Below are 21,730 nucleotides of genomic sequence, written 5' to 3'. Positions count from 1 at the left end.
TCAAGCCACCATCGTCGCGGCGAGGACCGGGCTGTAGGGCCCGACGTTGCCGAAGTCGTCGACCGCGGCGACGTTCCACTGGAACTGCCCGGTGAAGTTGAGCTGGGCATAGCCGACCTGGAACAGGACGTTGCGCAGCGGCGGCGCGTAGGACTTCGTGTCGGTGCGCGCGGTCACCACCGACGCCGGCAGGCAGGCGTTGGACGAGGCATTGCCGGTGTTCACGAACACGCACACGATCGGCGAGACGCTGAGCGCCCAGGCGGTGACATACGGCTCGGCCTGGTCCCACTCGAGCCTGCCGGAGACCGACTTGATCTGGGCGTTCTGCGCGGTCTTCGGCGTCGGCTGCGTGAGCTTGACGGCGATGACGAGCGCGATCGCGGTGCCCTTGGCGACCTGGGTATTCGGGTTGACCGACTGCTCGAGCACCGACTCGGCGTGCGCGGGGTCGTTCTTGTGCCGGATCGTGCCGGCCACGAGGCCGGCCTGCTTGAGCGCGAAGACGGCCTGGGTCTCGTTGAGCCGGGCCAGGTCGGGCACGGCGACCGGCCCTGACGCCGACGGCGAGGGCTGCGGCCTGGCCTGCTCGGAGGTGCCGCTGCCGCCGCCGAGGGTCAGCACGAGCGTGACCGTGACGGCGGTGATGACGACCAGGCCGGCCGCGATCGCGACGATCCACCACGGGATCCGCCGTTTCTGCGGCGGTGGCGGCGCGGCGATCTCGAACACGACCCGGCTGCTGAGCACCGAGGACTCCTCGGGCGCGGAGTCGGCGGAGTAGACGCGGCCCTGCAGCTCGTAGGTGCCGGGCGCGGTACCGTCCGGCACCTTCGTCTTGACCAGGAACGACACGGACGCGGCCGGCGCGACGCGGCGCTGGGGCTCGTCGACGGTGAACCAGGACGGGTCGGCGCCCTGTCCGGGCACCGCCTCGAACACGACCCGGTCGACCCGCGAGCCGGGGTTGGTGACGGTGAATGTGGTCTCGCCCTGTTTGGCCTCGTTGAGCGCGATGCGCTCGGCGGCGGTGTTGACCACCCAGTTGGTGGGCATGACGGCTCCTATGAATTGGTGATCAGGCGAGCTCGGCGGTGACGGAGGCCGGTTTCTCCGCCTCCACCGCGAGCCCGACGAGGTATGTCTGGTCGCGCGCCGCCTCCGGGATGCGCACGACGATGTGAAACGGGCGGTCGGCCGGCTCCTCGACGGCGAAGCCGGCCACGCCGGTCAGCGTCTCCAGCAGGGCGCACAGCCCGGCCGCGGTGCCGCGGGCGCGGGCCAGCTCGCCGGCCCGGGCGGCGAGGTCGCGCTGGCGGCCGGGCGGCAGCGACCGCCCGACGTGGTCCATCGCCAGCCACCCGAGCAGGTACGGCAGGAACTCCGCCGGGGCGCGGTAGGGCGCGAACAGGTCCTCGATAGAGGCCAGCCGCCCCTCGACCGGCTCGTGCAGGCCCTCCATCACCGACAGCAGCGCGGCGAGCGCGCCGCCGGGGCCGGCCGCGTGCTGGTACACCGCCGGCAGCAGGCGCTCAATGTCCGCTCGTCGCATCCTCACGCACCACCTCGATGTCGTGCTCCGCGGAGCAGAGCAGCCAGGTTTCCGGGATCGTCACCGGCTGGCGGGTCTCCCGGTTCGCCACGAACGCCCACGCCTGCCCGTCCTCGCTGCGGAACACGCCGCGGCGGGTGCCGGCCAGGGTGCGGTGCTCGGGGCCGCCGATGCCGCCGGCGGCGAGGGTCTCGACGGGCTCGAACCGGGTGCGGTCGCGCAGCGGCAGGCCGGCGTTGACCGACGACGCCTGCCACTGCGGGGTCGCCGCGGAGGTGTCCAGCCGCAGCACCCCGGCGCTCTGCGTGGCCGCGACGACGGTCCGGCCGTCGAAGTCGAGGTCCCAGCAGGTGCCGCCGGTCCAGCCGGCGTTCATGCGCTCCCAGCGCACGTCGGCCTCGAACAGCCGGGCCCGGTGACAGCCCTGTCCGGGGCGGCTCGGGTCGGACTCGCCGGCGCCGACCCACAGCACGGTGGCGGAGCCGTCCAGCTGTACCTCGATCGCCCGTGCGTCGACGCCGCGCAGCCCGACGTGGGTGAACGTGCCGGCGCTGCCGCCGTTGACGGACAGGTACACGCCCTGTTGCGCCTGCGCGGTCACCGCCACGCCGTGCACGCCCCGCTCGGACACGAACGAGCGCACGCCGGCGAAGCCGCGGTCCGGGTCCTGGGCGTCGACGAGCAGCTGCAGCGGTACCCCGCCCGCGACCGCCGGCACCTCGTAGAGCCCGCTGTCGGTGGCGCACAGCAGGGTCGCCACCCCCTCGCGGTCGATCCAGTCGATGTCGGCGACCGCGGGCTCCAGGACGGCCACGAGCGTCCACGTCTCGCCGAGGTCGGCGGACAGGCGGATCGCCGAGCCGCCGTCCTCGGTGCGGGTCACCACGGCGAGGTGCCCGGGGCGGGCCACGACTCCGGGCCGCCGCGCGTCGGGCGCGGCCACGACGCGGCGGACCTCCTCGCCGGTGAAGCGCCCGACGGTCTCCCAGCCGTCGCCGCCGTTGCTGGAGCGGAACACCAGCTCGCCGCAGCCGGCGTACCACGTGTCGCGCTGGAACCGGTCGGCGACCACGGTGCGCACCGCCCCGTCCGGGACCTCGTCGACGACGAACCGCACGTCGTCGACGTAGCGCACGCCGGGCTCGGCGGACTCGAGCATCCGGTACACGTTGGAGGCCCGCAGCGGCTCGCCGAACGCCCAGCCGGCCGGGTTGAGCGGCGTCGGCAGCGGGCTGACGGTGGCGTGCAGGCGGTCGTTGATGCGCCGCCGGACCGCGTCGACGTCCTCGTGCGCGCCGACGACGACCCTGGCGCGCACGGAGACCGCCTTGTAGCGGGCCCAGCCGGCCACGACCCGGGTGCCCAGGGCCCGGCGGGCGTCGAGGTCGCGCTGCGCCTCCGCGCGCACGTCGTCGGTCTGCACCCGCAGCATGGCCGCCAGCGGCAGCCGCCAGTCGGGGCGGGACTCGGCGCCGACGTGCGGCACGAGCACGACCTCGACCTCGCCGGGGCGGGCGAAGGCCCACATGGTGCTGCGGGTGAACGCCTTGGCCCGGGCCACCGCGGCGGAGGCGGCGGTCGCGAGGAGCTCGAAGTCGCGGGCGGTGACGGCGCGGCGCAGCGCGAAGAACTCGTAGGGGCCGCGCACCAGCGCCGCGTCGGTGGCCTCGAGCTCGCGGCCGCCGAACGCCGGCTCGCGGTTGGTGACCGCGACGCCCGGGATCGGCTCGCGCAGGGCGGTGAGGCTGCCGGCGGCGACGTTGCCGGCCGGGCCGCCGCCCGTGCGGTACCACATCCGCACCTCGCGCCCGGCCGGCGGCACGGCGGCGACCGGCTGCCCGCCCGCGTCGACGGCGGGCGCGAACGTCACGGTGCCGGTGCTGCGGTCCAGCAGGTACACGCGGGCGCCCGGCGCCACCCCGGCGAACCCGGCCACGGGCTGCCAGATCTCGAACGAGCGCCCGTCGTGGTCGCGGACCGGCGCGCCCTCGCCCGCCTCGGCCGCGGGCGTCTCGACGCCGAGCATGACGTCGAGGGGCTCGGTGGTGGTGACGATCGGCGCCTGCCCGGTGCGCAGCACCTGGCCCGGCCGGCCGGTGCCGAGGCCGAGCAGCTCGGCGGCGACGACCTCGCAGTGGTAGGCCCGCACCCGCACCTCGGCGGCGCCGGCGTCGAGCACCACCGACTCGGTGGTGACGAACACGACCGGGCGCGGGTCGGCGGCGCCGGCGGCGGCGACCCGGGTGCCGGCCGGGACGGCGACGCGGGGCGTCTCCGGCCCGGTGCGGGTGAACGTGAGCTCCGCCCAGGCAGCGGCCGGCGGGCGCCGGGTCACCCCGAGCAGGTTCAGGAACTCCACGAACGCCTTCTCCGGCACGCGATTCAGCCGGTACAGCAGGACCTCGGTCAGGTGCGCGAAGGTCTCCACCAGCGTGATGCCCGGGTCGTGCACCGACAGGTCCGTCCACTCGGGACAGGTGCGGGCGATGCGCTCGCGGGCGTCGCGGACGAGGTCGACGAACGAGCGGTCGTCGAGGTTCGGGACGGGCAGGGTCATGACTGGCTCCCGTGCTGGGCCGGACCGAGGTCCAGCGGTAGGTCCATGACGTCGAGCGACGCCGTGGCCCGCACCCGGTAGCGCAGCCTGATGTTCAGCCGGGTCGGCACGTCGGCGTCGGCGGCCGCGTCGAGCTCCACGACGTCGGCGCGCGGCTCCCACCGCTGCACGGCCTGGCGCACGTAGTGCACGGCGAGGCCGGCGGTGGTGTGGTCGTTGGGTGCGAACAGCAGCCGGTTGAGGTGGCAGCCGTACTCGGGCCGCATGAGGCGCTCCCCCGGCGTCGTCGACAGGAGCAGCAGCAGCGCCTGCCGTACCGCGGCGTCTCCGTCCACCATGGACAGCGAACCGGCGGCGGTCAGCACCGGGCCGGTGCTCGCACCGTAGCCCGCGAATCCGGCCCCGGCGAAGCGGATCGCCCGTTGGGGTGCGGTCATTTGTCCACCGCCACGTGCGTCTGCCCGGGCTCGCGGACCGTGTAGTGCACGGTGCCGGGGACGGTGCCGTCGGTGAGACCGTCCAGGTTGGACATGACGATCGCCTTGCCGCCGATGCGCACCCACGAGCTGTAGCCGGAGATCACCGCCAGGGTGGTGGTGCACGGCTTCATCGTCGGGCCGATGTTGGGGCAGCCGGCGATCGCGCGGGCCTCGGGGTCGCTGTCGACGAGCACCTCGCTGCCGCCGATGCGCACCCAGTGCTGGGACGCCACGTTCTGCACGCGGCCGTCGTGCCCGCAGCGCACGACCGCGGTGTTGGTCACGACCTTCATGCGGTACCTCCGGGAATGGCGATGGGCGAATGGTCGAAGTCGACGGAGGCGGCCCGCACGGTGACGCCGCGGCCGGGCGCGTCCAGCAGCAGGTCGGTCTCGGCGTGCAGGCGCAGCAGGTCCGGTGTCAGCTCGACGTAGGAGCCGGCCGCGTTCTGCAGGCGCAGCGACCGGCGCTCGTCGTCGACGACCACGCTCTGCCCGCCGGCGGTGCGCATCGACCAGCGGCGCACGCCGCCGCCGCTGACGCCGCCGCGGTCGGGGGCCGGCGTGGTGCCGTAGAGCCCGCCGAGGACCACGGCGTCGCCGGTCGCGTCGTGCGGCAGCGCAACGAGCACCGGGTCGCCGACGTCGGGCAGCACGACCAGGCCGCGCCCGTCACCGGCGCCGGGCACCAGCACGGCGAGCCAGCCGAGGTCGAGCCCGCCGTGCGCGCCCAGCGCGACCCGGACCCGGCCGCAGCCGTCGGGGTCGGCGACGTCGGTGACCTCGCCCAGGCTCAGCGAGGTGGCGGCGTTCGGCAGCCGCCGGGCGGGCGGCCGGGTGGACAGCTCCGCCAGGTACCCGTCGGCGTCGATCGTCGTGACGACCTCGGTCAGCACGTAGGTGCCGTCGAGGGCCTCGGCCAAGCCGTCGGCCCGCACCCGCCGTCCGGGCCGCAGCGCGGCGTCGCCGGCGGCGACCGCGTCGAGCACGACGGTCCGCGCCGCGCTCGCATCCAGCGCGCCCTGCGCCACGGCGAGCAGCTCGTCGTCGCTGGCGGCGGCCTCGTCGACCAGCGTCAGCGTCGCCGCGCCGCCGTCGGTCGCCGGCCGCGGCCGCAGCGCGATGTCCCGCCCGGCGCGCGGATGCTCGGCGCTCGCGGTGAGCACGTCGGCGGTCCGGGGCCGCCAGGCCATTGCCGCGCAGACGGCCGCGGCGCGCTCCAGGCTGGCGCTGACCTCGACGCGGTGGAGGTTCCGGCCGTACCGCAGGGCCAGCGGCGCCCCGTGCCCCTCCAGCGTGAGCACGCGCAGCTCGTCGCCGTCGAGGGCGACGTAGAGCCCGACCCGCTCGAGGGTCTCGGTCAGCAGCTCCAGGTCGCGCCGCCGGTGCTGCACGACCCGCTCGAACCGGGGCCCGCGTTCCTCGGCCCGCACCGTCACGCCGAGCCCGTCGCACACCACGCCGGCCAGGTCGGCGGCGTCGAGCCGCTCGAGGCAGCGCAGGGTCTGGCGCTTGCGCAGCCGGTGCAGCCGGTCGTAGGCGACGATGCGGGTCCCGGTCTCACCGTCGGCGCCGCGGACCAGGTCGACGCCGGTGACCTCGCCGTCGAACAGCGGCCCGTCGTCGCCCGCCACCCGCAGCACCAGCGGCGCGCCGAGCAGCTCCAGCGCCCGCGCGTCGGGGTCGTCGAGGGTGAGCTCGCACTGCGTGGGCCGCGACAGCCGCGCCGCGACGCGCACGGCGACGACCCGGCAGGTGGCGGCCAGCGGGGCGCCGGCGACCGTCACGTCGACCGCGGGCATCATGCCGGGCTCCCCGGCGACGGTACCGCGAGCACGCTGCCCGCCGGCACGTTCAGCGGGTCGTCGACGCCGTTGGCCTCGGCCAGCTCCCGCCAGCGCATCGGGCTGCCCAGCGCCTCGGCGGCGAGCAGGTCGATGCGCACCCCGCTCCCGCCGCCGTCGCCCTCTCCCCCGCCGACAGCCTGCCCGCCGCCGACGACCTGCACCGCCGCGGGCCGCTCGGCGTCTGGCGCGGCGACGGCGGCGTGCGCCAGCTCCTCGTCGAACGAGCGCGCGGCGCCGTCCTCGGGCTCGTCGACGCGCAGCAGCTTCAGCCGCATCCACGAGCGCCCGGGCGCCCCGGTAGCGCTGAACGCGTCGAACCGCTCGGCGATCGCCGACACCACGCCCGGCACGTTCCACGACTTGCCCCACACCAGGCGCACCAGCGGCGGCCGCACCGCACCGCGCTCCTGCGCCGAGTTCTCGGCGAGGTTCCACAGCCGGGCCGTCAGCTGCCGCACGTCCGAAGGCGCACCGGCCGACTCGACCAGCTCGACGTCGAACACCATGTCCAGCAGCAGCTCGGTCCGCCCGCCGCCGGTGAAGCGCACCGGGTCGTCGGCGCGCCCGCGCCCGACGAGCCGGTCCCCGCCGGCCGCCGAGGCCCGGATGCCGGCGAGCCGTTTGACCTCGAACGTCTCCGGGTTGAGCAGGCAGTCGATCCGCTCGCCGGTGGCGTCGACGATGAACGCTACGCGTTCCATGGCAGCCCTCGCTGTTCCTCGTCCAGGTACCGATCGCGCTCACGGCCGTCCCGCCGCACCACGACCGTCCACTGTGGTGTGTCATCCGGCAGCACAGGCCACCGCCCGCCCACGGCTCCGACCGCGGCCCGCTCGCGACCCCGAGCCGGCACGGGCGCGGGTTCGTCCGGCCACCGCTCACACACGGGCGCGGGTTCCGCCGGCCAATGCCCGCTCCCGGGCGTAGGTTCCGCCGACCGGCGCTCGCTCGGAGGCGTCGGTTCGACCGGCGCTTCCCGCCGCTCGGCGCCGAGACCCGGTTCCGGCTCGATCCCTCCGGACCCGACCAATGCCGAGCGCCGCCGGACCTCACGCTGACCGGGCGTTCGCTGTCCGACCGCGGCCCCGGACCGGGCCCAGACCTCCCGGACGGCCGGCGCCGGCACGGGCACACGGGCCACGGACTCGACAAGCGGTTCGGTCTCCTCGATCACCGCGCCGCGGCTCGGTTCCGCCTCGTCGGCTGCGGGAGGTTTCGAGAGCGACGGTTCGGCGTCCGGCTCCGGGGCCTTGCGCGGGGGCGGGATCACCCCGCCGATCCGGCCGCCTGTGGACAGTTGCGGTGCTCGTTCGCCGACCGTGGCGAGCCAATGGTCGGGTGCTCCGGAAAGGTCCGGAGCCTCGACCGGGGCCGGGGCCGGCTCGGGTGCCGGTCCCGGCGATCGGGTCAAGGTCTGGCGCAACGCCGCGAATGCGCTACGCAGCGGGCCCGCCACCGCCGGCCTCCCGCTGCAGGCCCTCGTGCGCGAGCGAGAGCGTCTCGATCGCCAGTTCGCGGCTCATCGCGTCGAGCGGGGCGCCGTACCACTCCTGGGGCCAGGCGTTGACCAGGTTCCACCGCAGGACCTCGGTGGCGCCGGCCGCGTCGAGCATGACGATGGAGACGTTGCGGCGGCTGACGCGGCCCTCGACCGCGGTCATCAGCCACTCCCACAGGTCGACGGAGTTGGTGAGGCCGAAGCGGAGCGTGACGGGCGGGTAGGTGACCCGGCTCGGGATCGCGCGGACGATGCTGTTGTTGCCGGCCTCGCGGTACGAGATGCGCTCGACCTTGACGCCCAGGCCGGTGACCTCCGTGAAGTGGCCCTCGGTCACGTTGTTGATGAGCAGCTTGAAGTTGTAGGCGCGGTAGGGGTCGACCCAGTTGCCGGGCTGGGCCGACGGGGTCGCGGCCACCGGGGCGGGCATGGTCATCGCTGTGCTCCCTTACTGGGCTTCGGTGCCGACGGAGGACTGGCTGAGCTTGAACACGACGAACTCGGCCGGCTTGACCGGCGCCACGCCGATGACGGCGACGACCTGGCCGGCGTCGCGCACCTCCGGCGGGTTGGTCTCGGCGTCGCACTTGACGAAGAAGGCCTGCTGCGGGGTGCTGCCCATGAGGGCGCCGTCGCGCCACACGCGGGTGAGGAACGCGCCGATGTCGCGGCGGATCGAGCGCCACAGCTGCTCGTCGTTCGGCTCGAAGACGATCCAGCGGGTGCCGTCGGCGATGGACTCCTTGAGCATGCTGAACAGGCGCCGGACGTTGAGGTAGCGCCACTCGGACGCCTCCGCGGCGAGTGTGCGGGCGCCCCAGATGCGGATGCCCTCGGCCGGGAAGTACCGGATGCAGTTGACGCCGGCCGGGTTGAGCAGCTCCTGCTCGGCTCGGGTGATGCGGTACGTCAGGTCGACCGCGCCCCGGACCGGCTCGTTGGCGGGCGCCTTGTGCACGCCGCGCAGGGTGTCGGTGCGGGCCCACACGCCGGCCACGTGGCCGCTCGGCGGGGTGGGCACGACCTCGCCGCTGATCGGGTCGCGCACGACCAGCCACGGCAGGTAGAAGGTGCCGTAGTCGGACTGGCGCGGGCGCTGGCCGCCGTCGTCGGGCGTGGCCGGGGCCGGCGCCGGCTGGTCGCCGCCGTTGGCCTTGGGCTTGGCCTTCGGGGTGGCCGAGGCGACCCGGGTGAGCCGCTCGACGTCCGTGATCTCCTCCGGCGGGTCGAGGATCGCGACCCGGTCGCCCATCAGCTCGCAGTGCTTGAGCAGGTCCTCGTGCGACAGCGGGTCGCTGTAGCCGGGCGCGGCGACGATCGCGACCTCGTCGATCGCCTCGAGCAGGGCAAGGCCGCTGCGGGTGCGCCCGGTGCCGCTGATCGGCTCGCCCGGCGCGACGTTGACGACGTAGCAGCGCCCACCGCCGTTGTCGAAGAAGCCGTACACGGCCCGGGACAGCGGCGTGCCGGCGGGCCGGTCGCCGGCGGCGAAGATGCGCAGGAACTCCGACCAGGACCCGATCGCGACCGCCTGGTTGCGGCGCGCGTCCTGGGTCGGCGCAGTGCCGACGAAGCCGGCGGTGCTGGTGCCGACCGCGCCGATCGGGCGGGTGCCGCCGCTGACCTCTTCGACGTAGACGCCGGGGGATGCGTAGTGTGGCATGTCAGTCCTCTCTGAACTCGCAGCGGATGACCGCGGGCCGCGGATCGTCCGCCGGGACCTGGTGGTGGAACCGCCGACCGCGGCCGGACAGCCGCAGCGTGAACGGCCGGCCGGCGGGCAGCCCGGGGAGCACGAACCGCCCGCCGGCGTCGGTGTCGGCCGCGGCGAGCCCGTCGCCGGCCTCGACGCGCATGCCCGGCAGCGGCACGTCGCCCGGGCCGAGCACGACCCCGGCGACCTCCCGCAGTGCCACCGCGTGCAGCCGCAGCGGCTCGGTGACCCGCGGCACGGCCGGCCGCGGCCGGTCGACGTGGACGACGACCTCGACGAAGAACGCAGGTCGCGGCGGTGCGCCGACGGCCGCCCACAGCGGCGCCGGCACGGCCTCGAACACGGGCTGGTACAGCCCGCCGACGCACGCGACGAGCAGCCGGTCGAGCGGCTCGAGGTCGCCCGGGCGGGCGGCGCACAGCAGGTACCGCAGCCGCAGCCGCACCGGATTGGCCCCGGCGCCCGGCCGCAGCTCCTGCTCGGGGAGCAGGGCCAGCAGCCAGCAGTGCGCCTGCGCCGCCTGCCCCTTGGGCACGGGCTCGGGCGGGGGCGGGCCGGCCGCGACCGTGAGGCCCGTCCCGGCCGCCCACCGCAGCAGCGCCCCGGTCGTGGCCGAGATGACTCCCTCAGGCATCGCCGCTCCCTCCGTAGCCCCGCCGCCGTGTGCAAGCGGTCAGGAAGACGCCCGGCGACAGCGGGTGATACGGCGCCGACTGTCAGCAACACGACCGAGTCCGCGACGTCCCCCGTCCGGGTCCGGTGGGCGGGCCGCGGCCGGTAGTGTGACGCGATGTTCAGCCGCGACGAAGTGCAGCTGCCGGGCGGCATCGCGACGCCCGCGCTCGTGGTGGATCTCGACGCGTTCGAGGGCAACGTGGCCCGGATGGCGGCGGCCGCGCGGGCGGGCGGGTTCGCGCTGCGGCCCCACGGCAAGACCCACAAGAGCGCCGACGTGGCCGCGCGGCAGCTGGCGGCGGGCGCGATCGGGCTGTCGGTGGCGACGCTGGGCGAGGCGGAGGCGTTCGCCCGGGCCGGCGTCGACGACCTGTTCATCGCCTACCCGCTGTGGCTCGACGACGGCAAGGCCGGTCGCCTGCGGCTGCTCGCCGAGACGGTGGCGCTGCGGGTCGGCGTGGACTCCGCCGAGGCGGCCCGCCGGCTCGGCGCCGCCGTCCGCGGCAGCGCCCGCCCGGTCGAGGCCCTGGTGGAGGTCGACTGCGGGTGCCGACGCACCGGCGTGCAGCCCGCGGCGGCGGGCGCGGTCGCCGCGGCGGCGGCCGGCGCCGGGCTCGCGGTCGCCGGGGTGTTCACGTTTCCCGGGCACGGATACGGCCACGACCCGGCCGCACGGGAGCGGGCCGCCCGCGACGAGGAGCGGGCCCTGGCCGAGGCCGTGGACGCGTTGGCCCGGCACGGCCTGGAGGCCCGCGTGGTCAGCGGCGGCTCGACCCCGACGGCCGGGCAGTGGCGGCCCGGGGTCGTCGGCGAGCTGCGGCCCGGCGTCTACGTGTTCAACGACGCCATCCAGCTCGGCATCGGCACCTGCGGGCCGGAGGACCTGGCCCTGGCGGCCGCGGCGACGGTGGTCAGCGTGCCGGCGCCGGACCGGTTCGTGCTCGACGCCGGCAGCAAGGTGCTCGGCGCGGACCGGTCACCGTGGGTGGACGGCCACGGGTACCTGCCGATGTTCCCCGGCGCGACGGTCACCGGCCTGTGGGAGCACCACGCCGTGGTCCGGCTCCCCGCCGGGGTGCGGGGGCCGGGCCTCGGCGCGGTCGTGACCGTGGCGCCCAACCACGTGTGCTCGGCGGTGAACCTCGTGGACGAGCTGCTCGCCGTCCGCCGCGGCGCCGTCGTCGAGCGCTGGCCGGTGTCAGCTCGCGGCGCCAACGCCTGACAGGGCGACGGTGAACGTGGCCGGCGCCGCGTGCAGCACGTACTGCGGCAGCGGGCCGGGCCCGCAGGAGGCGCTGCCGAGGCCGTGGTGCGCGTGGTCCAGGTGCAGGTGGACGGCGCCGGAGGGCACCAGGTCGGCGGTGTGCCGGGCGGCGTCCAGCGCGGCGGTCGACCAGCGACGGGCGGTGAAGTCGATGTGCGGGCGCCCCTGCACGCGCAGGCCGCGGCCGTCCGGCGCGGTGAGGGTGAGCCAGCGCGCGTCGGCGCGGTTGCCGTTCTCCTGCGGGTAGACGTACGGCGTCGACAGGTCGTCCACCGTGGACGAATAGCGGCCGACGAGCGCCGCCGTGCGGGAGTCGGGGTAGGCCTCGCCCGGCCCGGCGCCGAACCACTCGACGGCGCCGAGCGCGCCGGGCAGCTCCAGCCGCACGCCCAGGCGCGGCAGCGGCACGTCCCAGTCGCCCTCCGGCTCGATCGCGACGGTCAGCTCGACCGTTTCGTCGTCGAAGCATTTCCAGGTGTACGCCGTGAGCAGCGCCCGCCCCGCCCCGCCCGGCGCCACGCGGGTCAGGACCACGAGGCCGTCGCCGGTCGGGTCCAGGCCGATCAGGCGGTGGGTCATGCGGTCGAGGCCGGCTGCGCGCCAGCGGCGCTCGACCGGGTCGGGGCCCACGCGGTCGTTGTCGATCGGCGCCCGCCACACGTCGAGCACGGGGCCGCGCAGGTCGAGGCCGCCGAGGCGCACCAGCCGGCCGTGCACCGGCTCGAACCGCGCCGGGCCGAGCCGGATGGCCCCGCCGTCGACGCGGGCGCCGACCGCGGTGGCGGTGCGGGACGGCGGCGGGGCCGCGCGCAGCCGGGCCTGTCCGGCGCCGAGGACGAGGCCGGTCGCGTCGGTGATGTGGACGTCGAGCCAGGATTCGGCCGGCTCATGGGGTACCACAGCGGAGGGAAGGGCGACCACGACGGCCGTGCCGGGCCCGACGTGCGGCAGGACCTCGGCGCCGGCCGAAACCTCCCGGCCGTCGGCGGTGACCCGCCAGCGCAGCGCGGCGTGGGAGAGGTCGCGGAATGCGTAGCGGTTGCGGATCGTCGCCTCGCCGGCGCGCACGTCGATGCGGACCGGTGCGTAGACGGCGGCGAGCTCGACGAGGCCGGGCGACGGGGTGCGGTCGGGGAAGACGAGGCCGTCGATGACGAAGTTGCCGTCGTGCAGCGGCTCGCCGAAGTCGCCGCCGTAGGCGAAGCCCCGATCGGTGCGGATGCCGTGGTCGATCCACTCCCACACGAAGCCGCCCTGGCAGCGCGGGTGGCGGTCGAAGAGCGCGTCGTACTCGGCGAGGCCGCCGGGGCCGTTGCCCATGGCGTGCGCGTACTCGCACAGGATGAACGGCAGGTGCGGCACGTGGTCCTCGCCGCGTCCTATGGCGTCGACCTCCTCATGGCCGGCGTACATCCGGCTGTAGACGTCCACGTGCGCGCAGCTGCGGTCGCCCTCGTAGTGCAGCGGCCGGCCCGGGTCGCGCTCGCGCGCCCAGGCGGCCATCGCTGCCAGGTTCTCCCCAACGCCCGCCTCGTTGCCCAGGGACCACATGATGACCGACGGGTGGTTCTTGTCCCGCTCGACCATGCGCCGCATCCGGTCCACCAGGGCCTCGGCGAAACGCGGGTCGTCGCTGGGGTTGCCGCGCCAGCCGAGCAGCTCGAAGCCGTGCGTCTCGTAGTCGCACTCGTCGATCACCCAGAAGCCGAGCTCGTCGCACAGGTCCAGCACCGCCGGGTGCGGCGGGTAGTGGCTGGTGCGGATCGCGTTGACGTGGTGGCGCTGCATGAGCTCGAGCTCGGCGCGCACCACGTCGAGGGGCACCACGCGGCCGAGGTCGGGGTGGAACTCGTGGCGGTTGACGCCGCGCAGCACGATCCGCCGGCCGTTCACGGTCAGGATGCCGTCCTCGATCGCGACCGTGCGGAAGCCGACCCGCAGCGTCACGGTCTCGGCCGGGGTGGCGACGGTGACGGTGTACAGCCGCGGCGTCTCGGCCGTCCACGGCTCCACCGGCCCGGCGTCGTGCGCGGCGCCGGTCGGCAGGCCGGAAAGGCCCAGCTCGGGCACGCCGACCAGCGCCCCGGCCGGCCCCTCGACCCGCAGCCGGCCGCGGCCGTCGGCGCCGTAGCCGGCGTGCACGAACACGTCCTCGACGCCGCCGGCCGGGCGGGCCAGCAGCGTCACGTCGCGGAAGATGCCCGGCAGCCACCACATGTCCTGGTCCTCGAGGTAGCTGCCGGCCGACCACTGGTGCACCCGCACGGCCAGCACGTTGCGCTCGCCCGGGCGCAGCGCCGCGGTGACGTCGAACTCGGCCGGCAGCCGGCTGCCCTGGGTGACGCCGAGCTCGACGCCGTTGAGCCAGACCCGGCCGCAGGAGTCGACGCCGTCGAAACGCAGCCGCACGCTCTCGATCCCGGCGCCGCCGAACGCGGCCGGCACGTCGAAGGCGTAGCGGTGGTCGCCGGTCGGGTTGTCGGTGGGCACGTGCGGCGGGTCGACCGGGAACGGGTAGACGACGTTGGTGTACGCGGGCCGGCCGTGCCCGTGCATCGGCCAGCTCGACGGCACCGGCAGCTCGTCCCAGCCCGAGTCGTCGAAGCCGGCGGCCCAGAAGCCGTCGGCGGCGTCGGCGACGGTCGGTGCGAGCCGGAAGCGCCAGGCGCCGTTGAGCAGGAGCCGAGGGGCGTCGCTGTCCAGGGTGGCGCGGGGTGGGCAGGTGCCGATGGGTCGGCCGAAGCCGGTCAGGTACTCCACCGCGCCACCGTAATACCGCCGCCCGGATTGTCCGAACGTCGACCGGACGGCCCGGGCCGCCCAGGGCCGTGGATAGCGTGAGGTTATGCAGGTCAGGCTGCTCGGCCCGGTCGACGTCGCCATCGGCGGCGGCGCCGTGGAGGTCTCCGGGCTGCGGCGCAAGGCGGTGCTCGCCGCCCTCGCCGTCGCGCACGGCGAGGTCGTGAGCACCGACCGGCTCATCGACGTGGTCTGGGGCGCCGACCCGCCCGCGACCGCGCTCAACACGCTGCAGCGGCACGTGTCCCACCTGCGGCAGGTGCTCGGCGACCGCGACGCCATCCGGGCCCGGCCGCCCGGCTACGTCCTCGACCTCGGCGGCGCCGACCCGACCGACGCCGCCCAGGCCGAGCGCCTGATCGCCGAGGCCGAGCGGGCCGCCGACCCGGCCGGGCGGGCCGGGCTGCTGCGCGCCGCCCTGGCGCTGTGGCGCGGCCGGTCCCTCGACGACCTCGCCGGCCTGGCGGGGCTCGACGCCGAGGCCGAGCGCCTCGACAACCTCTGGATCGGCGCGCAGACCGCCCTCGTCGACGCCCGGCTGCTGCTCGGCGAGCACGCCCAGGTGCTGCCCGACCTCGAGCGCCTCGCCCGCGACCACCGGCTCGACGAGCGCGTGCACGGGCAGCTCATGCTCGCGCAGTACCGCAGCGGCCGCCCCGCCGACGCCCTCGCCACCTACCGGCGGCTGCGCCGGGCCCTCGCCGCCGACCTCGGCCTGGACCCCGGCCAGGCGCTGCGCGACCTCGAGGCCGCCGTGCTGCGCCAGGACCCGGCGCTGGACCTCGCCGCGCCCCGCCCGGCCGCGGCCGTGCCCGCCCAGATCCCCCTGGCCGTGCGCGGGTTCACCGGCCGCGACGCCGAGCTCGCCCGGCTCGACGCGCTGCTCGACCCCGCCGCCCTCGTCGTCTGCGCGGTGACCGGCCCGCCCGGCGTGGGCAAGACCAGCCTGGCGGTGCACTGGGCGCACGGTGCCGCGCGGCAGTTCCCGGACGGGCAGCTGTACGTCAACCTGCGCGACCAGGAGCCGGCCGACGCGCTGCGCGGCTTCCTCGGCGCGCTCGGCGTCGCCGCCGACGCGCTGCCGCCCGACCCGCAGGCCCTCGCCACCCTCTACCGCAGCATCCTCGCCGGCCGGCGGGTCCTGCTGATCCTCGACAACGCCCGCGACGCCGAGCAGGTCCGGCCGCTGCTGCCCGGCACCGCCGGCTGCCTGGTCCTCGTCACCGCCCGCCAGCAGCTCACGCCGCTGGTCGCCGCCGAGGGCGCGCACCCCTTCGCCCTGGACCTGCTCACCGGCGGCGAGGCCCGCGACCTGCTCGCCCGCCGCCTCGGCGCCGAGCGGGTCGCGGCCGAGCCCGGCGCCGTCGAGGAGATCATCGCCCGGTGCGCGCGGCTGCCCCTCGCCCTCGCCATCGCGGCGGCGCACGCGGCCACCCGGCCCGGCTCGCCGCTGTCGGTGCAGGCCGCGCAGCTGCGCGACGCCGCCGGCGGCCTCGACGCGCTGGACGGCGGCGATCCCGCGACCGACGTGCGGACGGTGTTCTCCTGGTCGTACCGCGCCCTCGACGACGCCGCCGCCCGGCTGTTCCGGCTCCTCGGCCTGCACCCCGGGCCCGACCTCACCGCACCGGGCGCCGCCAGCCTCGCCGGGCTGCCGCTGCCCCGGGCCCGGATGCTGCTGCGCCGGCTGGTCGAGGCGAACCTGCTCACCGAGCACGCGCCCGGCCGCTACGCCTTCCACGACCTGCTGCGCAGCTACGCCGCCGAACGGGCCCTCGCCACCGACGCGGCGGACGAGCGGCGCGAGGCGGCGCACCGGGTCCTCGACCACCACCTGCACACCGCGCACGCCGCGGCGCTGCTCATCGACCCGGCCCGCCGCCCGGTCGAGCCGGCGCCGCCGCGGCCCGGGGTGACCATCCCACGGCTCGACACGCCGGACCGGGCCCTGGACTGGTTCGCCGCGAACCATCGGGTGCTGACGGCAGCGGTACAGCGGGCCACCGACGACGGCTTCGACGCGCACGCGTGGCGGCTGGCGTGGACGCTGACCACGTACTTCGACTGGCAGGGCCGCTTCGACGACCTCGTCGCCACCCAGCTCGCCGCCCTCGACGCGCTGCGCCGCCTCGACGAGGTGCCCGGGCGCGCCCACGTGCACCGCGACCTGGGCCGCACCCTCGCCCGCCTCGGCCGCCACGAGGAGGCCGAGGCGCACCTGCGCCAGGCGCTGGAGCTCTACGAGCGCCTCGGCGACCAGGTCGGGATGGGCCGCGTGCACCACAGCGTCGGCTGGATGCTCATGCAGCAGGGCCGCCACCGCGAGGCCCTCGCACAGGCCGAGCGGGCCGTCGAGCGCTTCCGCGCGGCCGGCGACCTACTGTGGCATGCCCGCACCCTCGGCGCCGCCGGCTGGCTGCACGCCCAGCTCGGCGACCACGCACACAGCCTCGAGGTGTGCCTGGAGGCCCTGGCGCTGCAGCAGAAGGTCGGCGACCGGCACGCCGAGGCCGGCAACTGGGACAGCATCGCCTTCGCGCACCACCGCCTCGGCGACTTCGAGGCCGCCCGGCACGGCTACGAGGAGGCGATCCGGCTCTTCGACGAGCTCGGTGACCGCGCGTCGCTGGGCGAGGTGCTCGTACACCTCGGCGACACCCGCGCCGCGTCCGGCGACCCCGGCGCGGCCCGTGCCGACTGGCGGCGCGCGCTGGAGCTGCTGGAGGGCCTCGGCCACCCGGCGGCCGCCGAGGCCCGGGAGCGGCTCAGCGCCCGGTGATGCGCTGCGCCTCGATCGTCAGCAGCAGCCGAACCTGGTCCCGGCCGCCGAACCACGGGTAGGGCCCGCCGAGGTAGCGGTGCGCGAGCTTGTCGATGTGCTCGGCCGCGCCCTCCTCGTCGATCGAGATCACGCGCCCGCGGACCTGGTAGTACCGCCGCGGCTCGTCGCTGTCACCGATGGCGACGGCGACGCGCGGGTCGCGCTCGATGTTGCGCACCTTCTGGTGCCCGCGGACGGTATTGATGAGGATGTGCTTGCCGTCGGTGTCGACCCAGGTCTGGGTGATCTGCGGCGAGCCGTCGGGCATCAGGGTGGTCAGGTAGCAGAGGCTGGGCCGTTCCAGCAGTTCGAGCAGGCCTTCGGGGAGATCCACGACGCGGAAGGCTACTCCCCCCGCTCGCGCAGCCGCCGCAGCACCGCCAGCGCGTAGGCGTCCTCGGGCCCGGCGCCGAGCGTGTCGGCCTGCCCGTCGACAGTGACCCGCCACCCGTCGCCGGCCCGCTCCAGCCTCCGGAACCCCTCGCCGAGCAGGTTGCGCAGCTGGTCCTCGCGCGGCAGCCAGATCGCCTCGTCGCGCTCGACGTCGTCCAGCGCCCACTCGGTGGTCCCGTTGAACCCGATCACCGTGCCGCGCGGCAGCTCGTGCACCTGGGCGATCATGTCGCTGAGCACGAACGTCTGGTCGTCGAGCCCGCGGTCCGGAATCACGAACCGGTCACCCGGCCGCGGCCGCCAGTCCAGCCCGGCGTCGCGCAGCTCGATCGCCAGCTCAATACTCATCACACACCCATGGTGCCCGACGCTAGGGTCGAGCCCATGATGCATTTACGATGGGGAATCGCCCACCGCGGCTAACGGGTTGGCGGGGGTCTGTAGCATCTGGGCCGCGGGGCCTCACACCTCCTACACACTGCGAGGGGTCGGATGCTGCTCGGCATCGACTTCGGCACCACGCACACCGCCGCCGTCCTGTTCCAGCCCGACGGTGGCGGCGCGCCCGTGCCCCTGCTCTTCGACGCGTCGCCGCTGCTGCTGTCCGGGGTGCACCTCGCGCCCGACGGGCAGCTGCTCACCGGGCGGGACGCGGCGCGCGGCGCGCTGTCGGACCCGGGGCGCAGCGAGCCCAACCCGAAGCTGCGCATCGACGACGGGAACATCCTGCTCGGCGACGTCGAGGTGCCGGTGCACCAGGTGATCGCCGCGGTGCTGCGGCGGGTGCTCGACGAGGCGGTCCGCCACGCCGGGCTGCCGGTCGGGCGCACGGTGCTGACGTATCCGGCGTCGTGGGCGGCGTACCGGCGCGACGTGCTCATGCGCGCGGCGCAGGAGGCTGGGCTGCCGGACGTGACCCTGGTGCTGGAGCCGGTCGCGGCGGCCGCGTTCCACGCCCGGGCCTCGGGGCGGCCGCTGCCGCCGGGGGCCGTCATCATGGTGTACGACCTGGGCGGCGGCACCTTCGACGTCTCCGTCCTGCGGCGCACCGCCGACGGGTGGGAGATCGTGGCCAGCTCCGGGCTCGACGACGTCGGCGGGATCGACCTCGACGCGGCCCTCGCCGATCACATCGGGCGCACCACCGGGGCCGCCGACCCGCGCAGATGGCGGCGGCTCCTGGAGCCCGTCGACCCGGCCGGGCGGCGGGCGCTGCGCGGCTTCCGCGACGACGTGCGCGGCGCCAAGGAGCAGCTGTCGCGCACCACGTCGGCGACGGTGCGGGTGCCGCTGCTCGAGGCCGAGGCGTACCTGTCCCGCGACGAGTTCGAGGCGGTGGCGGCGCCGCTGATCACCCGGACCGTCGACCTGCTCGACGCCGTGCTGCGCCAGGCGGGCGTCGACCCGGGCGGGCTCACGGCGCTGTACCTCGTCGGCGGCTCCAGCCGCATCCCGCTCGTCGCCACGATGCTGCACCGCCGCTTCGCGCTGGCGCCGGCGCTGGTCGACGAGCCGCAGCTGGTCGTGGCGATCGGCTGCGTCTTCGCGGCCGGCACGCGCGTGGTCGCCGCCGACCCGCTGCCGCCGCCCCCGCCGCCTCGCCCGGCGACCTCCCCCGCATCCGCGCCGCCGTTCGGCACCGCGGCCCAGGTGGCACAGCGGCCGCCGCGCGGGCGCGGGCTGGCCGTCGCCGGCGTCGTCGCCCTCCTGCTCGCCGCCGGCCTGATCATCTGGGGCCCCGGCTGGTTCGGCGGTGACAGCGGCAACCGCGGCAACGGCGGGGCGGGCCTGCACGGCGACAGCGCCGCCGGGCAGGGCACCGGCACGGCCGCCGCACCGGCCGGCGGGCGCACCTTCCACATCGACAAGGACGCCTGGTACGCCGGGTTCCAGCTCCACCTCGACGATGCCGTCTACGACCCGTCCAAGACCGACGAGGAGCTGGTCCTCACCGCCAGGGCCACCAACCACGCCTCCAAAGACGAGAGCGTCGACTACGACGTGCCGGTGTCGGTGCGCTTCGGCTCCCAGCCGTACAGCGGCAGCTACGACCGCACCTCGACGGTGCCGGCCGGCTCCTACGTCCAGGTGACGATCAGGTTCCGCGTCCGCGACCGGGTCGACCCGGCGACCGGCGTCATTGTGCTCGGCGCCAACTCCTACAAGCTCGCGACCGTCCCGCTCACCGGGACCAACGGCCTCGTCAGCCTCGAGCCGAAGCCCGTGCTCAGCCCGACGCAGGTGGAGATGCACGGGCTCAAGTTCACCAACGTGCAGTGCGCGACCGGCGCCGCCGTCCCCGAGCTCTTCCGGCAGGTCAAGTCCGGCGACCGTTCGGTGCACTGCACCTTCGACGTCGGCTACACCGGCAGCGAGATCGGCATCGAGGCCGGTGCGGGCGCGTACCGCCTGATCCGCCCGGACGGCACCGAGGTCGCGCCGGAGGACGCGAAGGTCATCAGCCTCAGCGGCGGGGACTTCGAGCGCGGGCTCTACGTCACCTTCGTCATCGCCGACGCGCCGGGCAACTACAAGCTGCGGCTGCGGTACCGCGGCCTGTACACCCGCGTGACGCAGGACACCGACGTCCCGTTCACGATCCCGGGCGCCCCCTAGCGATCCCCCTCAGCTGGCGAGGACGTAGAGGGCGGCGGTGACCATGAGCGCGAAGGAGGAGATGGCGACGCAGCCCGACGCGACCTTGCCCCTGGGCCCGCCGAGCCGCCCGAAGTAGCGCACCGGGAAGCGGTCGGGCGCGACGAGGGCCGCCTTGCCGATCCCGTAGGCGGCGACGGCGTTGACCACCGTCGAAGCGGCGGCCACGAAGATCGCGGCGACCGGGCTCACGGCGACGATGAACGCCAGCAGCAGGAAGGTGCCCTTCCCGAGCGCCCACGCCAGGACCATCCGATTGGCCCAGCGCTGTGCGATGACGCGCTGCTCGTGGTTGTACCGCAGCTCCTCCTGCTGGATCTCCCGCTCGATCAGCTCCGACTCGGTGGGCGGCGCGTTGCCCGGGCGGCGGGTGACCCGGCGCATATACCTCGGCATACCTCGCAGGGTCGCCCACGCTGTCAACTACCTGACCGAACGGGGGCGGCGAATCACGAAGTGATCCACTGCACAGCGTCGAGGTCGGCGTAGCAGCCCTGCAGGTGCCGGTCCCCGGCGCCGGCCCCATCGGCGAACGCGGTGCGCGCGTGCAGCACCCGGGTGTTGTCGAAGATCACGCAGTCGCCGGGCGCGAGCTTGAAGGTGACCATGGCGCCGGGGCGGTTCAGCAGGGCGTCGAAGGCGCGGTACGCCGCGTAGAAGGCCGCCAGCTCGTCCTCGCGGCCGGCGAGGGGCCGCAGGGAGCGGTTGTTGTAGCGGATCTCCCGGATGCGACCGGCCTCGTCCACGCCGATCATCGGCCGCTGGGCCCGCAGCCGCCCCCAGGCGAAGGTGACCGGCGTGCCGGACAGCATGCGGAAGTGCCCGGGGTGGGTCTCGCGCAGCAGCGCCGCGGCCCGGAAGCCGTCGACCAGCCCCGACTCGCCGCCGCCGTCGGCCGCGTCGCGCAGGCAGTGCAGCAGCTGCATCGTCGGGACCGGGTCGCGGTAGGGGTTGTCGGTGTGCGGGGCGATGGCCCGCCCGGTGAACGCCAGGTTGGCCGGGTCGGGCTCGACGCGCACGTCGAAGAGCTCGCCGTAGTTGGTCTCGCGGACGTACCCGAACGTGCGCGCGATCGCCAGCACCGTGCCCGGCTCGACGGGCGCTGCGCGCACCAGCGCGAACCCGGTCTTCCACACGTGGCGCAGCAGCGGCGCGGGGTCGGCGCGGAACTCCTCCCATGCGGCGGCCGGCGGCTCGACGTGGTCCCACAGTGCCTTGCCGGCCTCGGTGCGCCCGTCGCCGGCCTCGTCGACCGCCTCGTGCGCGGCCAGCCAGTCCCGGTCGAAGGCGGAGCGGTGCCCGTCGGAGTACGCGACCGCGACGGTGCCGTCGGCGCCGTCGCGGACCTCGGTCACGGTCAGTTCCGCGTCGAGGTCCGCTACGGTGTGCAGCTTCTGCCCGCTGCCGGGGTCGAGGCACAGCGGGCAGGGGCAGTTGTCGCGCAGCCAGAGGGCCGGGAAGGGCAGGTCCATGGGCG

18 protein-coding genes are annotated in these 21,730 nt (G+C 75.5%); 3 read left to right on the top strand and 15 right to left on the bottom strand.

Annotation, left to right across the window (positions count from 1 at the left end):
* From ABD901_RS18915 to ABD901_RS18870, 10 genes are all read right to left on the bottom strand, one after another.
* Complete coding sequence (locus ABD901_RS18915; protein ID WP_345128325.1) at positions 1-1,056, bottom strand: PASTA domain-containing protein; 1,056 nt, start codon at positions 1,054-1,056, stop codon at positions 1-3.
* Positions 1,057-1,078: 22 nt separating this feature from the next.
* Entirely contained in the window at positions 1,079-1,552 is a 474-nt protein-coding gene (locus ABD901_RS18910) for a phage tail protein (protein ID WP_345128324.1), read from the bottom strand.
* Positions 1,533-4,109, bottom strand: a complete 2,577-nt coding sequence (locus ABD901_RS18905) for a putative baseplate assembly protein (RefSeq protein ID WP_345128323.1) — start codon at positions 4,107-4,109, stop codon at positions 1,533-1,535. The genes ABD901_RS18910 and ABD901_RS18905 overlap by 20 nt, the downstream gene beginning before the upstream one ends.
* Positions 4,106-4,546 (bottom strand): GPW/gp25 family protein, encoded by a 441-nt coding sequence (locus ABD901_RS18900; protein WP_345128322.1) that lies wholly within the window; start codon positions 4,544-4,546, stop codon positions 4,106-4,108. Before ABD901_RS18900 ends, ABD901_RS18905 begins: the two co-directional genes overlap by 4 nt.
* A complete protein-coding gene (locus ABD901_RS18895; protein ID WP_345128321.1) occupies positions 4,543-4,881 on the bottom strand; it encodes a hypothetical protein in 339 nt (112 codons plus the stop codon). The genes ABD901_RS18900 and ABD901_RS18895 overlap by 4 nt, the downstream gene beginning before the upstream one ends.
* The gene (locus tag ABD901_RS18890; protein ID WP_345128320.1) at positions 4,878-6,392 is read right to left on the bottom strand and encodes a phage baseplate assembly protein V; all 1,515 of its coding nucleotides are present in this window, start codon (positions 6,390-6,392) and stop codon (positions 4,878-4,880) included. The genes ABD901_RS18895 and ABD901_RS18890 overlap by 4 nt, the downstream gene beginning before the upstream one ends.
* Positions 6,389-7,135 carry a CIS tube protein gene (locus ABD901_RS18885; protein ID WP_345128319.1) on the bottom strand — a complete coding sequence of 249 codons (747 nt, stop codon included), beginning with the start codon at positions 7,133-7,135 and terminating at the stop codon, positions 6,389-6,391. The genes ABD901_RS18890 and ABD901_RS18885 overlap by 4 nt, the downstream gene beginning before the upstream one ends.
* Positions 7,136-7,870: 735 nt before the next feature.
* Positions 7,871-8,368, bottom strand: coding sequence for a phage tail protein (locus ABD901_RS18880; RefSeq protein WP_345128318.1), 498 nt, complete (start codon positions 8,366-8,368; stop codon positions 7,871-7,873).
* A 12-nt stretch (positions 8,369-8,380) separates the two neighbouring features.
* Positions 8,381-9,595 (bottom strand): phage tail sheath family protein, encoded by a 1,215-nt coding sequence (locus ABD901_RS18875; RefSeq protein WP_345128317.1) that lies wholly within the window; start codon positions 9,593-9,595, stop codon positions 8,381-8,383.
* A gap of 1 nt (position 9,596) precedes the next feature.
* On the bottom strand, positions 9,597-10,280 hold the full coding sequence (locus ABD901_RS18870; RefSeq protein ID WP_345128316.1) for a carboxypeptidase-like regulatory domain-containing protein: 684 nt from the start codon (positions 10,278-10,280) through the stop codon (positions 9,597-9,599).
* A 156-nt stretch (positions 10,281-10,436) separates the two neighbouring features.
* Here ABD901_RS18870 and ABD901_RS18865 point away from each other — a divergent pair, with 156 nt between their 5' ends.
* Complete coding sequence (locus tag ABD901_RS18865; RefSeq protein WP_345128315.1) at positions 10,437-11,543, top strand: alanine racemase; 1,107 nt, start codon at positions 10,437-10,439, stop codon at positions 11,541-11,543.
* On the opposite strand, the gene ABD901_RS18860 is transcribed toward ABD901_RS18865, so the two are convergent.
* Positions 11,520-14,345: a glycoside hydrolase family 2 TIM barrel-domain containing protein gene (locus ABD901_RS18860; protein WP_345128314.1), complete on the bottom strand. Its 2,826-nt coding sequence runs from the start codon at positions 14,343-14,345 to the stop codon at positions 11,520-11,522. The genes ABD901_RS18865 and ABD901_RS18860 overlap by 24 nt on opposite strands.
* An 85-nt stretch (positions 14,346-14,430) precedes the next feature.
* Here ABD901_RS18860 and ABD901_RS18855 point away from each other — a divergent pair, with 85 nt between their 5' ends.
* The gene (locus ABD901_RS18855) at positions 14,431-17,163 is read left to right on the top strand and encodes an AfsR/SARP family transcriptional regulator (RefSeq protein WP_345128313.1); all 2,733 of its coding nucleotides are present in this window, start codon (positions 14,431-14,433) and stop codon (positions 17,161-17,163) included.
* On the opposite strand, the gene ABD901_RS18850 is transcribed toward ABD901_RS18855, so the two are convergent.
* The gene (locus ABD901_RS18850) at positions 17,150-17,539 is read right to left on the bottom strand and encodes a PPOX class F420-dependent oxidoreductase (protein ID WP_345128312.1); all 390 of its coding nucleotides are present in this window, start codon (positions 17,537-17,539) and stop codon (positions 17,150-17,152) included. The two genes, ABD901_RS18855 and ABD901_RS18850, sit on opposite strands and share 14 nt — an antisense overlap.
* 11 nt (positions 17,540-17,550) lie before the next feature.
* Positions 17,551-17,946, bottom strand: coding sequence for a pilus assembly protein CpaE (locus ABD901_RS18845; RefSeq protein WP_345128310.1), 396 nt, complete (start codon positions 17,944-17,946; stop codon positions 17,551-17,553).
* Between the two features lie 144 nt (positions 17,947-18,090).
* Between ABD901_RS18845 and ABD901_RS18840 the strand changes: the two genes are divergently transcribed.
* Positions 18,091-20,214, top strand: a complete 2,124-nt coding sequence (locus ABD901_RS18840) for an Hsp70 family protein (RefSeq protein WP_345128309.1) — start codon at positions 18,091-18,093, stop codon at positions 20,212-20,214.
* Positions 20,215-20,223: 9 nt separating this feature from the next.
* Here the strand turns inward: ABD901_RS18840 and ABD901_RS18835 are convergent, their stop codons facing one another.
* On the bottom strand, positions 20,224-20,649 hold the full coding sequence (locus ABD901_RS18835; protein ID WP_345128308.1) for a hypothetical protein: 426 nt from the start codon (positions 20,647-20,649) through the stop codon (positions 20,224-20,226).
* Positions 20,650-20,702: 53 nt separating this feature from the next.
* The gene (locus tag ABD901_RS18830; RefSeq protein ID WP_345128307.1) at positions 20,703-21,725 is read right to left on the bottom strand and encodes a TauD/TfdA family dioxygenase; all 1,023 of its coding nucleotides are present in this window, start codon (positions 21,723-21,725) and stop codon (positions 20,703-20,705) included.
* Between the last annotated feature and the right edge of the window lie 5 nt (positions 21,726-21,730).

Origin of the sequence: Dactylosporangium darangshiense (assembly GCF_039537565.1) — a bacterium.
GTDB classification, from domain to species: Bacteria; Actinomycetota; Actinomycetes; order Mycobacteriales; family Micromonosporaceae; genus Dactylosporangium; species Dactylosporangium darangshiense.
The sequence above is the reverse complement of the archived record's forward strand: the minus strand, read 5'-3'. Positions and strand labels throughout refer to the sequence as shown.